This is a genomic window from Paenibacillus sp. A3, assembly GCF_001399685.1.
In the GTDB taxonomy this organism is placed as follows: Bacteria; Bacillota; Bacilli; order Paenibacillales; family NBRC-103111; genus Paenibacillus_G.
Genome location: NZ_JTHN01000012.1, coordinates 1 through 16745 on the forward strand (window position 1 = coordinate 1; position 16745 = coordinate 16745).

Sequence of the window (16745 nt, forward strand, 5' to 3'; positions counted from 1 at the left end):
TCTTCTCCGTACCACAATCGCATGGAATCCACATAGATGGTTCCGCTCCCTCCATCACCCAGCGCTCGAATCATAGCATATACTTTTGCATACGCTGCATTACTTGGCACTGTACCCGAGCCGCTTATGGTTATGTATCCACCATTCGTTGGATAGTTATATTCTGCCGTTGCAGGCTGGGCCATCGTGTACTTTCCTTCAGCCGTCATATAGTCTACATATAAATAAACTCGCGCGTTCTGCAACTTTTCAATGTTTATCCGAGCATTCACATTGATAGAACGATTAGGCACCACGGCGGTTTCTTGGACTATACCGATATAATCCCAATTCTTTATTCCACTCCCCGATATTTTTTGCACATTTTTCGGGGCCTTTACGATTTCAAACTCATTATTTGCATTAGGGGCTTGTTGCTTGATCCACGCTTCTGCTACATCATTAATTCCAGTGACTTGTTTAAAACTCGAATTTATTAACAAGTTATTTGTTATATTTTTTCTTATAAGGTTTCCTTTCTCATCGTACTGATACTCAATAGTACCTTCTGAACTTGCTGCCTCTGCTAACTGCCCTTTACTATCATAAAGATATTTTGTTTCGCCTGCCGTCGCAATTGAACCAACGTATGTAATCATAAGAACAATGCACAGTAAAAAGGATGTGATTTTTTTAACATGGTTCCCCCTAGTAAGTTTAGAATATAGTATTCAAGAATACTCGCCTGTAAAATTATACTGTCACAATATAATTTATGTATATAGGGGATATTGAAAACTAACTTTATTCTCCGTCAAGTAGACCGCCAACGCTCTGCCGAAACCTCCGACATCTTCCAGCCCGTAAACAACGGATAGTCCATTTTTTCGTATAATGGAATTTTTCTTGTTGTACGATACTTCTTCACTCCTCTGTTGTTTTTGGTTGAATCCTTACTCATGAGTTAGACCTGCATCCTGACTGCAAGTGGACGAGCCACAACGATACGTAAGCATATTTCCAACCCATGAGCAATCACTCAACGAATGGACAACGCGGATGAGTAGGCTTGCATCCTTAGTTCGAGCGGACAAACCGCAAAGATACGCCAGCAATTACCTACTCTCCGTTTATGTCCCCGTCTAGTTTTTCGATGGTTGGCATAATGCCTTTTCTAACCTTAAATGAAGTAATTCCGTTTGAAGCTCAACGGTCATTCGGTGGAGGCTTGAAACGATGTCTTCCACCGCAAATTTATGTAATGGTCGTATTTGATCGCTTGCCATGTTTAAAACGGCCATAGTGCAAGCTTCGTACGTTTGAATTTGCTGCATCAGTTCCCGTTCCTCGGCATCTAGTCTGTTCATAAGGGTAAGTTTCATATTCATGTCTGCACCCCTTAAATGATCGCCTGATGCTTGCCGATAGCTTCCACATTAGCATACTGGTACATGCCGCTGTAAAAGCTGCGACGATCAAGGATTCGTTTGACCTGTACTTTGGTGAATGCCTTACCTTGCTGTGTTTTGAAGTTTTCAAGGTTCAATTGGTATGCAATTTCGGATAATGTCCATTGGGGGAATAGCTCTTTTAACTCGAAGACACGCCCCACAATGACCGCTTGTCGTTCATCGATGACGAGGACTTTGGAACCTTTCTTAGCCTTGTAGCCGAATGTTGCTCGTCCTCCTGCGTAACCGCCTTCCTTGGCCTTCTTATTGCGTCCCTTACCTAATTTCATGGCGATTTCAAGCCGTTGGTAAGCGTCCAATAGTTCCATCAAGCCATTGATTAAGAAATCCGAAGGGTCTTTCTTGTAGATGCTGTATGTCGGTTGTTCAATCGATTTTACGTCAACGTTGTATTTCTTAAATTCACGATGGACCAACACTTTGACGATATCGCTTCTCCAAAGACGGTTCGTATTCAGGACGACAACATGAGCGATAGAACGAGTAGAGAGGAGGGAAAGCATATTCTGGAATCCTTCTCGGTCTACTTCTAAAGCGTCCTCGTCAACCTTTGCACCGCTGATTCCTTCGTCCACGAACACATGAAGCAGGTTCCATCCTTGCTGCTGACAATACGCTTCGATTTCTTCCCGTTGATACGACAAGCTGTAGCCATCTCTCGCTTGTCCTGCTGTTGAGACTCGAACATAGCCGATGACGTTCATTGAAATTCCCTCCGTTACAGAAATTAGGATTATTGTAACGCACATTAGTTACGTAACTCACTTGAGGTACATTATATAACGTACATGCGTTTCACACAATGTTTTTTTGTGGTATAGTGAAAATAATCTGCAATGGAAGGAATAGCTGAATGCCAATTCGAATCAGGTTAAAGGAAATACTTGCTGAACGCGGGATGTCTCAAAGAGAATTAGCTCGTTTAATGAACGTCCGTCCAAATACTATAAATCGTTTATGTCAGGATAATGTGACCACGGCGTTTTTCGAAACACTTGAGCATATTTGCAAAACTTTAGATATTGGATTACATGAACTGTTGGTAATGGAAGATGACAATGAATCCACAAACAAATAAATTGCATCGCTAATTTAAATAGCCTCTCAATGTGACCAAAACAGCTATGCACCATACTGCCAAAACGAAGCCTTCAAATAATGTAAACCAGCCCGGACACCATTATAAAATAAAATCGTTATTTCATAGTGATTCAATCGGAATAATATCGAGTTTTCTTGCGTTATGTATGGATTACTCTTTGTTTCTTTAAATTGCACTCTTTTTATGTATGATGATTATTGGTATCGCTAAAGCCCTATAAAGCCTTATTTCTTCTGGACTTTTAACCGATTATGTATGAATTTGTTATCGTTATCGCAAAAGTAACAAACGTATGTAAAAGGATCACTTTTAACCTAAATTTGCATAATCAATTTTCAAGGGGGCCAGTATCCTGTGACTGGGAAACTGAATGCTCCTTGTTAGATTTACCTTTCTATCATATGTCGAATTTGAATATAATTGCTTCAACTCGGTTTGAGTAAGATGATTTTGTAAAACTCGAAAACCTAGGACGGACTCAATTTTACTTATTTTGTTCGTTTGTTTGGCTAACCATTGAAACGATATCCCTTCAACAACATCTGTAAACTCAATCTGCTGCAAAATGGGATTGGTTATATAATCAAAGAAATGGACTGTTAGCAACTCAAAAGCTTTTCGTTTCGATGAATATTTAGATAAACTTTTCTCCTTTAAGTTAATTTCCATGCGAAGCAACCCTTTAGCTTGATCAATGATTTCTCGCGGCTGCTTGGTTCGTTTACACTCCTTCTGCTTATTATAAAATGAAATTCTTCTGCTTTTATTTCGATGCACAACGGTTTCCCGATGTCCGTATGTTTCTGGTTTTAAACGGGGCAGCTTCATTTCTGCCAATTGCTTAAGATAATCGTCAATATCCTCATTCGCTGGGAAATTCCAACAAACATCTAGCCGCTTCGTGTACCAATCCTCTTTTCGAATACTGATGTTAAACAATTCATGTAACCGTTGATGTAACCTTTGGAAAAAGAGAGGGATTTCACTTTCTTTTATGAGGTTTACATTGTTACCGTAGAGAAATTTGGGGATCGACAACTCGATTTCTAATGTTTGATTGTAATCTCGGTAAATGATTTTCGATATGAGCGAGTCTTTGTACTTGTATTTCGTTCGGCTGACACCATCCTTTTGAAAAGTAAAGGATTCCGTCTGTTGCAAATTTTCAGGATGAATATAAATTTTGGTTAACATGGTGATCGTATCGAACAAAGGCTTTCTCCTTTTCGTTTTAATGACATACTTCAAATATGGGGAAAGATTCGGCATGTTATAAGAATATGCTTCATGAAAGGTTACCTTCCTCGGATTTTTTTCTTCGTTCCTTCTTGCTAAGCAGATCATGTTTCACGCACAGATCATAAATATTGTCACAACCACATTGCTCCCCTCTTAGGAATTGACCAGTCCCAAACAATGGTATCCTTTTCATTTTAAGCTGAGCGATTCAAAAACCATGTCAAACCTTCAATTTACATCATCCTTCTTATATTATTATTTTACTTTTAATCTTAAAAAGATAAGTAGTCACTTCCGACTACATGATGTATATTATCATATTATTTTATTTTAAGTCAACTGTTTATCTTATTATTTTTCTTTTATAGGTTGTACATCTCTCGGACTGCCTTTTCATTCAAGAAGGACCTGAGTGGATAATAATTGTACTCTTCAATTCCGTTATTGATTCGCTTGGCAATGTTAAAACGCTCCGCAATCTTAAAGTATTGTTCCCGCTCCAACTTACCTTCTGCTTCCAGCAAATCCTTTGCCATCTTCATCATGCCAGAACGCTCAATCATATTTACGTTTAATTTGGGCAGTTGGAAGACTTCGGATAACATGCTCAAGCGTCGATAGATAAGAAATTTATCCGCCGCGTGAACATTTTCATTCCTTGTAATGGAACTTCGAATGACATATTCATTCTCAACAAGACGCGTATGGGGATTTTTCGTAGTTCCACTAAAAGAGCCATTTTTCTTTTGATATAACGTTTCCCGCGCGGCAAGTTTAATTAAATATAATGCCTGATGACTTACTTCAAGGTATCGGATGCTTTGATCTTGGTTCGTTAAGGTCAGCACTCCTCGTTCAAAATCCACATCACGCATGGTAAGCTGCAAAAGCTCCGCACATCCGTCTCCCTTCACTCCCTCAAAAATAAGCCTTAAAATAACGGCGTCCTGAGCATTTACACAATCTTTTATAAGGTAATAGAGTTTGTCCTCACTTAATTCAGTTATCGGTACTATAAAAGACCTGCACCAGTCCAACGTTTTATCCGATAATGGATTGACAGAAAGTGAACTGAGTCCTTCCTCAATAGCCCAATTAATGTAAGTGAAGATGCACGAAGTCGAATTTCTGGAGGATGCTTCGGATGCAGGTTTTAATTTTTTTAATACTGCTCCGATTTGATCCAACGTAAAGTTTGACATGTCTGTGCCGTATTCTTCCTCTAAACTTTGGGAGAATCGAAAAATCCTTGCAAATATCTTTTGAGAACCTACACCGTATCTCATTAAAAATTTTGACTTCACAGACTCATTATAAAATTCGCTCACGAAAAACACCTCTAAGATGAAGTATACATGAGTTTATTTTAATAATCAAATAATATTATATTATCCGCCGCGCAAACATTTTGAGTGATTTTTTTGTGATACATGATACGATAGCGCAATGGCTCCTAAAAAAGAAACCTTGAAAGGCATGGAAGCCAATCAAGGTTTACATTTTCATTTAGCTTAAATCAAGCGTAGTCCAACCAGCAGAAATAATGTCATTTTTAAGTTTCATAAATGCTTGGTCTGGATATGGGCATTCTATAGATTCTTCAAATTCAAATCTTGTGAAAGGTCTAGTAAAAAACTCAATGAATTGAGGCCGAGCACAACTATCTCTTTGCCCAATGCATCTATCATTTATTTTAACATCTTCAATTTTTGCATCATTTAAATTTTCACTTCTGATCCTGTACCGTATCCAATTCTCATGGCATTCATTAAAATCAACAAATTTTTCAATTCCATTTTCATCGGTATAACTAAGACCGTTTTTCGTGACACTTTTAATGGTTTTCATATAAGACTCTCCTTTACACTTTTAATCACCCCAAAATTGATCTTCATTTATATATTTCTTCCATTGAACTTCTGACCAATCTTTCAGTCCAGATGGGCCACTAGTTGCACGTTCAATAATAGGAACCGATATATTGGTTAGCTTGCTTGCAACAAACCTGTGATGGCCTTCCTCTAAATAAGTATTTCCATCTGTGCCCTTATATACAACTATCGCCGGAACTTCTTGACCTTTCAAAAGCATTTGAGCATATTGTTCTACTTTTTCAGGATTAATATTTTCTTGTGTTGGTCGAATTTCATTATACTTGCTTCCAACAATTACCTTTCCCTTTGTAACACTAGTAATTATGCGATTATTTATCTCTATTATCGGCTGCTGTATTACTGTCGGTCCATTTTTGTTGAGCTTTTGTTGAGTGACGGTAGCTCCTTGCTTTTCAAGTGGTTGATTCGAAATATGTGCGCCATCTTGATTAACAGGCTGTGTTATAACCTCTGGTTCTTGTTCATCCATTACATCAGAGAAACCCATCCACCCTCCGAACAAGCCAAACAGTCCTTTACTAATCGCTTGACCACTAACAGATGGTCCGGGAAGCCCCCCAGCTCCAATTCCACTCTCCACAATTACGTTTCCGGTTGGATCAACATACCTCAACGGATTATTATGCACATACGTATAAAGATTCAAGCTCAGCGGATTTGCAATATCCCCTTCATACGTATCCTAGTTGATAAAGCGGCCCTTCTCAATTAAAAGGGCAACAACTGTTTTTCAATTGCCGCCCCTATTTATTATATCATCCTGCTTGCTTTATGGATACTTCTGGAATTATGTATGCTGCTTTCGTTCTCATCAGATAATGGACCACGTTGACCAGTTTACGCATGATGCACACAATGGCTTGCTGCTTCGTCTTTCCTGCTGTCAGCTTCTGCTCGTAGTAAGCATGAAAGTAAGGATTACGCGGCTCTTTCTTGTTGCGAGTTACGGCAATTTGGCGGATAGCAAGGTTCTTGATGATGTCGTGAAGCTCCCTGTTCCCCTGCTTGCTCTTGTAGTTCCTGACCTTGTTCCCTGAACCGCAAATAATCGGTGCAATTCCCGCGAATCTTGCCAATTTATCAGGCGTAGCGAATCGGTGTATGTCACCAATCTCAGCCACCAGTTCTGCCGCCGTAACAACATCAATGCCTGTCATTGTTTCAAGTTGGAAGCCTAATTGCTTTATCAACCCTCCAATTTCTTCTTCAATCTGGGCTAACTCCTGCTGATTAAAACGTATGCTTCGGACAAGGCTTTGTACAATGAAATCACGTTTGTCCTGAAAATCTCGATATGTATCCCCGTCCGCTTCAATAAGGAACAAAATTTGTGCTGCTTTCTTATGGGATAATCCATTATTGCTATGACTTCTTAGAAATTCGGCTAATGTCTGTGCTTCCATGTCCTTTAAATACCTTGGAGAAGGATACGTCTCCCAAAAGCACAAGGCCGTTTTACCATCTATTTCGGAAAAGAATTTTTTATAACTCGGATAATGATAGCCTAATTGCTGATGCAAATTTTTGATGCAGCCCGAAAGGACTTTTACAACTCCTTTTCTTCGTGTGACAAGCTGGCTTATGGCCCAATATAAATCAATCGGTCTGGCATCCGGCAATTGAAGCAATTCATCTTTCAACACTCTTGCTACACATTCGGCATCCCAACTGTCGGACTTTTGAACCGTAATATGGCTTTTACGCCTAGCCGTAGAAAGCTTTGGATTGACTTCTTTCACCCAACGTTTATTCTCCGTCAAGTAGACCGCCAATGCTCTGCCAAACCCACCGACATCTTCTAGCCCGTAAACAACGGATAATCCTTTTTTCGTATGCTTCTTTACTTCCTTTTCCAGTAAAGGAAAGGCAGACGGCTTGTTGTCAAACTTAATTTCGCCTAGCTTCTGATTCCAGCAATCGATAAAAACCGCTGTGTGATGCTGTTTGTGCAAATCGATGCCCACATAAATGAATTTGTCTTGTTGTACGATATTGCTTCACTCCTCTGTTGTTTTTGGTTGAATCCTTACTCATGAGTTAGACCTGCATCCTGACTACAAGTGGACGAGCCACAACGATACGTAAGCATATTTCCAACCCATGAGTAATCACTCAACGAATGGACAACACGGATGAGTAGGCTTGCATCCTTAGTTCGAGCGGACAAACCGCAAAGATACGCCAGCAATAACCTACTCTCCGTTTATGTCTCTGTTTAGTGTTTCGATGGTTGGCATAGTGCCTTTTCTAGCCTCAAATGTAATAATTCCGTTTGCAGTTCAACGGTCATTCGGTGGAGGCTTGAAACGATGTCTTCCACCGCAAATTTATGTAATGGTCTTACTTGATCGGTCGCCATGTTTAAGACGGCCATAGTACAAGCTTCGTACGTCTGAATTTGCTGCATCAGTTCTTGTTCTTCGGCATCCAATCTGTTGATAAGGGTAAGTTTCATATTCATGTTACCTCCCCTCATATGATCGCCTGATGCTTGCCGATAGCTTCCACGTTAGCATATTGATACATTCCGCTGTAAAAGCTGCGACGATCAAGGATTCGTTTGACCTGTACTTTGGTGAATGCCTTGCCTTGCTGCGTTTTGTAGTTTTCAAGGTTCAATTGGTAAGCAATTTCGGATAATGTCCATTGGGGGAATAGCTCCTTTAATTCGAATACACGCTCCACAATGACCGCTTGTTTCTCATCAATGACGAGGACTTTGGAGCCTTTCTTAGCTTTATAGCCGAATGTAGCACGTCCTCCGGCATAACCGCCTTCCTTGGCCTTCTTATTGCGTCCTTTACCTAGTTTCATGGCGATTTCAAGCCGTTGGTAAGCGTCCAATAGTTCCATCAAGCCATTGATTAAGAAATCCGAAGGGTCTTTCTTGTAGATGCTGTATGTCGGTTGTTCAATGGATTTCACGTCAACGTTGAATTTCTTAAACTCACGATGGACCAACACTTTAACGATATCACTTCTCCAAAGACGGTTCGTATTCAGGACGACAACATGAGCGATAGAACGAGTAGAGAGGAGGGAAAGCATATTCTGGAATCCTTCTCGGTCTACTTCCAAAGCGTCCTCGTCTACTTTTGCACCGCTGATTCCTTCGTCCACGAACACATGAAGCAGGTTCCATCCTTGCTGCTGACAATACGCTTCGATTTCTTCCCGTTGATACGACAAGCTGTAACCATCTCTCGCTTGTCCTGCTGTTGAGACTCGAATATAACCGATGACGTTCATTGAAAATTCCCTCCGTTACAGAAATTAGGATTAATGTAACCCTTATGAGATATATTCATTATATATCTTTTAAGAGATATGATCAATGATTTATTTTCAACAACATGGTATATTAATGTTATTGAAATCGTAACGGAGGATGTTTGATTAATGAAAATTAAAATTCGGCTTAGAGAAATTTTGGCTGAAAGAAACATGTCCCAAAGACAACTTGCATTAATGATGAATTTAAGACCAAATACTATTAACCATCTTTGTTCAGATAAAGTTGATAGAGTCTATATTCGAACCCTTGAAAATATCTGTGAAGCCTTGAACATCAGTATTCATGACTTAATCGATGATGACCATGAATCGTCCGATTCCTAACCTCACCACGTGACCAAAACAGCTATGCACCATACAACCAAAACGAAGCCTTCAAATAATGTAAACCAGCCCGGACACCATAAGAAAATAAAATCGTTATTTCACAGTGATTTAATCGGAATAATATCGAGTTTTCTTGCGTTATGTATGGATTACTCTTTGTTTCTTTAAATTGCACTCTTTTTATGTATGATGATTTTGGGTATCGCTAAAGCCCTATAAAGCCTTATTTCTTCTGGACTTTTAACCGATTATGTATGAAATTGTTATCGTTATCGCAAAAGTAACAAACGTATGTAAAAGGATCACTTTTAACCTAAATTTGCATAATCAATCTTGAGCGGAGCTAGCTTTGTTTGACTTGGGAAAGTGATTCTGCGAGCTAATCCCCGTCTATTGTCATAAGTTCCTGACTTGTACAATTGCTTTAATTCAGTTTCGGTGAATTGGCTTTGCAATAATTTGAAAGCAAGTGCCTTTTCGATTTGATAAATGTCAAATGGTTGAGATTGTAACCAGCCAAATGGGATTCCTTCAATCGGTTCGGTAAACTGGATTGGCTTTAAAGCTGCTTCTGCCATCTGAATGAAAAATTCTTTCTTGAGTAAATCGACAGCACTGCGTTTCGGTGAAAACTTCTTCATTTCCTTGTAACTTGGTCGAATCTCCATACGCAGGATTCCTCGGGCTTGTTCAATAACTTCTTGAGGTTCCTTTGTATCTCTGCATTGAATTTGTTTGTCATAGAACATTGTCTTTTTGCTATCGTTTTTATGTCCAGCCGTTTCCAAATGTCCATATGAATATGGTTTCATGTACGGGAGTTTCAATTTATGTATTTCTCTCACATAGTCGCTTACTAAATGTCCAACCTGAAAATTCCAACATACGTCCAACCGTTCAGTTCCAGACCAATCCTCCGTTTTCATTTCAATTTGAAATAACTCGTACAAGCGTTCATGTAACCTTTGGAAGAAGAGGGGAATGTCCTTTTCTTGAAGGAGCGTTACATTATTACCGTAGAGAAATTTGGGGATGGATACCTGCAAAACGAGGGTTCTGCTATTGTCATGGTATTTGATATACGGTATTTGGCTGTCTTTAATTTTGTAAGTTGTACCCTTGTCTAAATAAGCAATTTTTTCAGCGGCTACAGATTCAAGATTAGGATAAACAGGACATGTTTTCATGATGATGGTATCAAACAATAGGCAATCTCTCCTTTTCGTGACGAGTTGATGATTTCAATCCCAAAATTTTGGGTAAGATTCGGCATGTTATAAGAAATGCAAGTTTGAACCCCCTCCTTTCTAAACTTTTTAGCTCGAATAAACTTAAAATTTGTGCTTAGAACTAACTTGATCAAAAGGCTCGTATGATCTTTTATCTTTTGGCGGTTCCGTGTCTATAACATCGTATTTTCGGAGTAGATCAAACAACTCTTGTTCAAAGGGATCTATCTTGCCGAAACCTAAAAGCTTGCCACCATTTAAAAAATGCAACATGCTTCTCAATGCGTCTACTTTTATTGAAACATTTCTTCGGCGTTGGACCTCTTCTTCTGTGATCTCCTCGTATTCTTCGTTTCCTTCTTTGCCCTCGTCTTGAGCGAGCAAATCAGCAAGCTGTTTAACCACTTTGAAATGATCATTTGCTCGGGTATACTCCATGTCCAAATGGAAATCATAGTTCAGGATTCGTCTTAAGTTTAATACAAGCTCCTCGCAAGCAAGTTCCTCATATTTGTAGCGCAATTCGCCTTCATGGGGATTATGCCAAAAATAAGCTTCATGCATATTTCCATCATCGTCCGTTATCGTATGCTCAACCTCATGCGTATCACGCTTCGATGCTCGTTCAAGGTAATTGATTTCAATTTTTATTTTTTCAACTTCGGTTAGCTCCTTCTTCTTAAAATATTCCTCATCAATCCCAAATAATTTGGAGACAAGAGGAAGTTTATCCTTGGGTATGGGTCTTCTGCCACTTGCCCAATCAGCAACGGTGGAGGTAGTCAGATCAAGTCTTTTCGCAATATCTGTATATGAAGCTTTGAATGCTTTGGCGATAAATTCGAACCCTGTCATTGTTTTTTAGCCCTCTTTCACTGGCGTAATTTACGTCTTTTTCTTCTGTGTTTTTATATTAGCACTTTGATTATGTAAAAGTCAACACTTTTTGACGTAAATTACGCACCTTTTTTATACCTGCCGCGCATACATTTTGGGCGATTTCCCCCACCAAATATGACAGAATCAAAGAAAAAGAAAAACCTTGAAAGGCAAAAAGCCAATCAAGGTTTCATCAAATGAATTCACTTTGCTTTTTTAAAGTCTTTTTGAACCAAATCAAGTGCTACAGCTAATTTGATTTGGTTTATTTTGCTCAACCCTACTTTATATTGTGATATTGGTACAGATTTAATAATTGGCATTATGTTTTGATTTAACCTATCTAATTCAATATCTACAATTATAGAATCGTTTATTAGAACTTTATAAAAATCCTCCGCTTGTTCGGGTATCCAATGGAGAACATACGCCGTCACCATATTGGGGAAATTTTCCTGAATCACATTAAGCAACCTTTTTTTCTCTTCTTCCTCAAATAATGACTTATTAGACGCTATTAATTGCTCTCTTATATCTTGTTCGGTTTTACTACCAACAAGTTTCAAGATTTAGCCCTCCCTTACCTTATTTTATTATTCCTGGTGATGCTGTAATTAAGTTTCCACTCTTATCAGTCAAGATAGTCATCGTTGAGGTAGGATTAAAATCATTATATTTGTCAAGACCAATCGGCTTATCGAAAGTAACCTCCCTAACATAGCGAATTCCATCATTACTATTTAGAGTTCTAGTAATAGGAGTACTCACTACATCCTTATCTGAAAGTATGGAACGAAGTTCATCTTGTGAAATTGTAAATTGTGATTTGTTCTTAGTTGAAAAATGTTCTTCCACAACGTGCTTAAATCCATCATTACTGATATTAATTCTAGATTGTACGATAGGGGGCATTCCTTCAATTTTAATCATACCCATACCCTTGCCCGGCCCTTTTAATACACCAATAGGAGCTGGATTAAGCAGTCGTTGTCCTTTTTCCCGCAGGCTCATATCAGGGTTCAAGACTATTTCAATATCATCACCATAAACTTCTTTATAGAACGAAGATGTCTCGCTTAATTTAGCATTTTTCTCTCTTGCCCAATTTGTTCCGCTATTCCAAGCATTAACCGCGCCATCCAATATGTCGCCCAAATCTGGGCCATAAACCCAATGACCACTAGGATCTGTAAACCTTATTGGATTATTGTGAGCATACGTATACAAATTCAAACTCAGCGGATTGGCAATATCCCCTTCATACGTATCCTGACTCATAAACCGGCCTACACTCGGATCATACCATCTTGCCCGCAAATATTGAAAGTGTGCGCTGTTGTCCCAGAACTCCCCGCTGTAGCGGAAAGGCTGTGGCACTTGCTCCGTTACGGTCAGTGGATTTCCCCAGATATCATACGTATATTGGTTCAGGATATTTCCGCTGCCATCGGTTAACCCTACCACATCTCCGTGACCATTGTGAAGATAATACGTCTTAGCACCGCTTGCATCTGCACGAGCCGCCAGTCCGTTTCCACGAATGTACCGAGCTTTTAGCGCGGCCGAACCATTCGTTACCGTCCCTTCGGCAATTATATTCGCTCCGTCATAGTAATAACGAACTGTCTGCCCGTTCTCCGTCCGCTCGTACAAGAGCCCGTCCCCGTTATAACGGTACGCTACGTTCTTCCCGTCATCGGTCGTTACTTGAACGAGCCGGTTCCGCTCGTCGTACCGGTAGCTTGCTCCGCTCAGGTTCGAACTATTGCTGCTCTGCATCGTTTGACGATTGCCGCGGGAATCGTACGTGTACTGTTCGCCAAACTGGCTCGACGTTCCGATCCGGTTCAGCGGGTCATAGCTGAATTCATGCCGCGTTCCGTTCTCCGTCTTACTCGTCTGATTGCGGTTGTTGTCATATCCGTAGGCAAAAGTATTGAGTGCCGTTCCCTGCTTCTTCTGGGACAGTCCGGTCAAGTTTAATCCCTCATACGTATAAGATCCCGTCACTCCATTGCGCTGCACGATCGCTGCCAATAAATTGTTGTGCTTATACTCGTATTTCGCATCCCAGTCATTGAAGTTTGGACCTACGCCTGTTAGCCGGTTACGGTTATCATATCCATAAGCCGTAACATAACCGAACGGGTCGGTCATTTTCTCTCGATTCCCTTGTCGGTCGTAAGAGTATTGAATCGTCCTCCCGTCCGGATACGTGAGAATGTCCAACTGTCCAAGCTCGTTATAGTGATAGTTCGTGGTACCTGTGTTGTCTTGCATGAACTTACGTTTTCCGGCAGCATCGTAATCATACCTTATCGTTTCGTTTCCTAAAGCACTGCTGCGCAGCTTATTACGGTTATCGTAATCGTTCGTTGTCACTTGGCCTTTACGGTCTACATACGTTCGCAAGTTATGATTTTCATCATAATAAAACTTTTCTACCGCCTGATCGGGGGCGATCGTCTGAATCGTACGTCCCAGCTCGTCGTATTTCTTGGATCTTTCCGTGTTGTCCGGAAACACAATTTTGAACAAATTCAAGCGATCTTTGGAGGTATACTCATACTTCGTAAACTCGTTCTTCGCATTGGTAACTCCCGTCAAACGTCCCAGGGCATCATAATCGAACTTCGTCCGGTTGTTGTTGCCATCCGTACTTTCGCGAACTTTGCCTGCAGCGTCATACATAAACGTGCCCAATGTTTGGACCACATGCTGCCCGTTGACCAGTTTCGTTTCCTCTTTCTTCGTCGTCCGGTCTAAGGGATCCAGCGTCTCCGTGATCTTGTAGCCTTCGGCATCGGTCGATACTTTGGTGCGCTGAACATCATTGTATTCCACCGTAGCTGACGAACCGTCCGGGTATGTGATTTTATTCTGGCGGCTCCATTGGTCATAGCCGAACCACGTCCGGTTTCCCCGGGCATCCTCGCTCCATTCCAAACGGCCGTATGCGTCGTAGCCGAACTTGCTTCTAATGTCCTGTTCGTTCACACCCGATGCAATCTTCCAGCCGATCGGGTTCCATTGTGTGTACGTTTTTACGCCTTCCTCGTCCGTGATCAGGATCGAATTTTTCGCATCATCATATTGCAGGGTGACGACGCTTTTATCTGGATTGGTTGCTTTCGTTACCCGGCCCAGCTTGTCATAGTCGTAGTTTGTCGCATAGCCTTTCCCGTCGATGATTGTCGTTACTTTTCCGAGCGTTGGATTATACTCATATTGTTGCGAAATCTTCGTAGTCGCTCCATCGACGTTGGTCACATCCGTTGTCGTTTTGGTCGGAAACCGGCTATGGTACTGAGCACCGTACTCCACGTTCGTTTCGGTTTCTTTGGCATCATCGGTTTTTGTTATGATTTTGCGCGGGTTGCCGTATGCATCGATGTCTTCATAGCGCGTCTCCGACAGCAGCTTCCCGTTAGGTCCGTCTTCAAACACCTTTTCCTTAGTTACTTTCTTCTTCTCATTACGCTCAAGCAGCGTATACCGCTTCTGATTGTTATAAATCGGCTGCGTTATGCTGCTAAGCAAGTGCGTATTCGGGTCGTAATCGTAGTTCGTTGTAACTCCCATCGGATCGGTCGACCATAGCACATTGCCATAGAGGTCGAATTCCCGGGAAGTATTTGTTGTATACGATTGCCCCTGTGCCGTATAGGTGGTCGTCACTTTGTTGGGATATGGCAGTTGCCTTGCTTCGTCGTATTGCTGATCCGTTGAGACGGTGTAGGTTACGCCGTTTCGAGTTGATGTTTTGGTAATGTTCGTTTGGTAATACATATCTTTTAGCCAAGGCTTAAGGGAATTCGAGTTAAATTCACATTTATTTACATACCTTGTTTGAGATACACCATCATCAAGATCAGTATAATAATAACGAAAGCCTTCTTCACTAACTCGATATGCAAACTTCTCATGTTTAAAGGTTCTCAAAGAGCCGTCCGATTGTATAGTCTGTAAGGACTTCTCTTTTAGAGGGTAGTGTCCCTTACGCCCCCCCAAATATTCCGGCATGTAAGGAGCGTATCTTTTCGTATCATCAAAGATATATTGACTCTTCGCCCCTGTTGGGTGAGTTATGTTGCTCAGCAGCAAATTCCGCTGACTTATCCCCCTTTCCGTTCTAGTTGTATTTGTTCTTGAATCATAAACATCGTAATTGGAATATTCGTCCTTTATGGTATAGGTATAGACAGTTGTTCTTCCTTCAGTATCAATCACTTTATCTAATCGAGTTACGTCCCTAAATCCCCCCCAAAAGAAAACTTCATTGGGCGGGGATTTAATTTTAGATTGAACAAACTGTACTTTTTGCCCTCCTTTTGTTAGAGTTATTCCTTCGGCCTGATAATCAATGGTAATGGTCTGGCTGGGGTCATCCGTTGAAATGCTTTTTAATCTTTTGGACCCGTACCCAATATCTTCGTAGTCAAAACGAATCTCATTATTGTAAGCATCGCTTATTTTAGTTAGGGGAGCTAACTCGCTTGAACCTGTTACTTCGAAGTGGTACGTAATTCCTTCGAGAGTCTGAATTAAAAAGTATCCTTTAAAAAAATCTACGAATAAAGATTTAACGCCCAAATTCTTCCAATTATATTTCAACAAATAAGTCTCGCCCGGTGCGTAGTTTGGGTTTATGTTTTCTCCGTCATGACCAATTGGCCAATTCCTAACTATTTCATATGTACCAGATCCTAACGGACCGGCAAGATGAATATACCGATCCTCACCATTGTACTGCATATATGGAAGATCCCAGGACCAACCTGTACCGAGCCAACCGAACGGAAAATCAGACTTTTCATAAGGTTGATCATTATCTGCAGGACCTTTGTCGTACATGTTGGCATCGATGCTGTTATAGGTTCTTGTCAAGGAAAACGACAATCCGTTTCTTCCGTTAACCGTCATATCCGTCGTTTGTATCGATAGACTACCAGACAGGGTAGAGACAGAGTCGTATTCTGAATTGATCAGGTACGGGGACTCATCGGGTTTAAGATTCACCGGTGTAACAATTGGTTGCGAGGCCAGTGATCTCTTCACTCTGTTTTTATAGACGGAATCATAGACCGAACCATATACGGAATCGGTAATACTAGTCATAGAATTGATGGCGCCGATGGCTGAACCAATCTTATCGGTTAGAACTCCGTTTAATGATGAGGCATTCGTCAGCGAACTGTCCTTAGAACTATCGGTCTTAAAGCTTGTAAGGATCAAGCCCAAGAAATCTTTCTCCGCGGCCAACGTAGGTGTAATTAGAGAAAAGAAAAGGATCAGGCTTAGTAATGAGGAGATAATTCTTTTCATATGA

16 protein-coding genes are annotated in these 16745 nt (G+C 40.7%); 2 read left to right on the forward strand and 14 right to left on the reverse strand.

What is annotated here, in order from left to right; all coding sequences use genetic code 11:
• From QJ48_RS01415 to QJ48_RS01425, 3 genes are all read right to left on the reverse strand, one after another.
• The coding region (locus tag QJ48_RS01415; RefSeq protein WP_157261468.1) for a hypothetical protein at nt 1-638 on the reverse strand (638 nt) is incomplete at its 3' end.
• A 483-nt stretch (nt 639-1121) separates the two neighbouring features.
• Complete coding sequence (locus QJ48_RS01420; protein ID WP_054971884.1) at nt 1122-1367, reverse strand: hypothetical protein; 246 nt, start codon at nt 1365-1367, stop codon at nt 1122-1124.
• Nucleotides 1368-1378: 11 nt separating this feature from the next.
• Nucleotides 1379-2155, reverse strand: a complete 777-nt coding sequence (locus QJ48_RS01425) for a recombinase family protein (RefSeq protein ID WP_054971885.1) — start codon at nt 2153-2155, stop codon at nt 1379-1381.
• A 149-nt stretch (nt 2156-2304) separates the two neighbouring features.
• Between QJ48_RS01425 and QJ48_RS35480 the strand changes: the two genes are divergently transcribed.
• Nucleotides 2305-2529 (forward strand): helix-turn-helix transcriptional regulator, encoded by a 225-nt coding sequence (locus QJ48_RS35480; protein WP_082420287.1) that lies wholly within the window; start codon nt 2305-2307, stop codon nt 2527-2529.
• Between the two features lie 333 nt (nt 2530-2862).
• Here the strand turns inward: QJ48_RS35480 and QJ48_RS01430 are convergent, their stop codons facing one another.
• From QJ48_RS01430 to QJ48_RS01460, 7 genes are all read right to left on the reverse strand, one after another.
• Complete coding sequence (locus tag QJ48_RS01430; RefSeq protein WP_054971886.1) at nt 2863-3765, reverse strand: phage/plasmid replication protein; 903 nt, start codon at nt 3763-3765, stop codon at nt 2863-2865.
• 389 nt (nt 3766-4154) lie between these two features.
• Nucleotides 4155-5120: a hypothetical protein gene (locus QJ48_RS01435; RefSeq protein ID WP_054971887.1), complete on the reverse strand. Its 966-nt coding sequence runs from the start codon at nt 5118-5120 to the stop codon at nt 4155-4157.
• A 178-nt stretch (nt 5121-5298) separates the two neighbouring features.
• Complete coding sequence (locus tag QJ48_RS01440) at nt 5299-5640, reverse strand: hypothetical protein (RefSeq protein WP_054971888.1); 342 nt, start codon at nt 5638-5640, stop codon at nt 5299-5301.
• Nucleotides 5641-5661: 21 nt separating this feature from the next.
• Nucleotides 5662-6267: a ParB N-terminal domain-containing protein gene (locus QJ48_RS01445; protein WP_157261469.1), complete on the reverse strand. Its 606-nt coding sequence runs from the start codon at nt 6265-6267 to the stop codon at nt 5662-5664.
• 175 nt (nt 6268-6442) lie between these two features.
• Complete coding sequence (locus tag QJ48_RS01450) at nt 6443-7678, reverse strand: IS110 family transposase (protein ID WP_054971890.1); 1236 nt, start codon at nt 7676-7678, stop codon at nt 6443-6445.
• 224 nt (nt 7679-7902) lie between these two features.
• Complete coding sequence (locus QJ48_RS01455; RefSeq protein WP_063857995.1) at nt 7903-8148, reverse strand: hypothetical protein; 246 nt, start codon at nt 8146-8148, stop codon at nt 7903-7905.
• 11 nt (nt 8149-8159) lie between these two features.
• Nucleotides 8160-8936 carry a recombinase family protein gene (locus QJ48_RS01460; protein WP_054971892.1) on the reverse strand — a complete coding sequence of 259 codons (777 nt, stop codon included), beginning with the start codon at nt 8934-8936 and terminating at the stop codon, nt 8160-8162.
• Between the two features lie 150 nt (nt 8937-9086).
• Between QJ48_RS01460 and QJ48_RS01465 the strand changes: the two genes are divergently transcribed.
• Complete coding sequence (locus QJ48_RS01465) at nt 9087-9305, forward strand: helix-turn-helix transcriptional regulator (protein WP_054971893.1); 219 nt, start codon at nt 9087-9089, stop codon at nt 9303-9305.
• 311 nt (nt 9306-9616) lie between these two features.
• On the opposite strand, the gene QJ48_RS01470 is transcribed toward QJ48_RS01465, so the two are convergent.
• From QJ48_RS01470 to QJ48_RS01485, 4 genes are all read right to left on the reverse strand, one after another.
• Complete coding sequence (locus QJ48_RS01470) at nt 9617-10513, reverse strand: hypothetical protein (RefSeq protein WP_054971894.1); 897 nt, start codon at nt 10511-10513, stop codon at nt 9617-9619.
• 126 nt (nt 10514-10639) lie between these two features.
• The gene (locus QJ48_RS01475; protein WP_054971895.1) at nt 10640-11392 is read right to left on the reverse strand and encodes a helix-turn-helix transcriptional regulator; all 753 of its coding nucleotides are present in this window, start codon (nt 11390-11392) and stop codon (nt 10640-10642) included.
• Nucleotides 11393-11619: 227 nt separating this feature from the next.
• Nucleotides 11620-11982, reverse strand: a complete 363-nt coding sequence (locus tag QJ48_RS01480) for a hypothetical protein (protein WP_054971896.1) — start codon at nt 11980-11982, stop codon at nt 11620-11622.
• Nucleotides 11983-12001: 19 nt separating this feature from the next.
• Entirely contained in the window at nt 12002-16741 is a 4740-nt protein-coding gene (locus QJ48_RS01485) for an RHS repeat-associated core domain-containing protein (RefSeq protein WP_054971897.1), read from the reverse strand.
• Nucleotides 16742-16745: the final 4 nt, after the last annotated feature.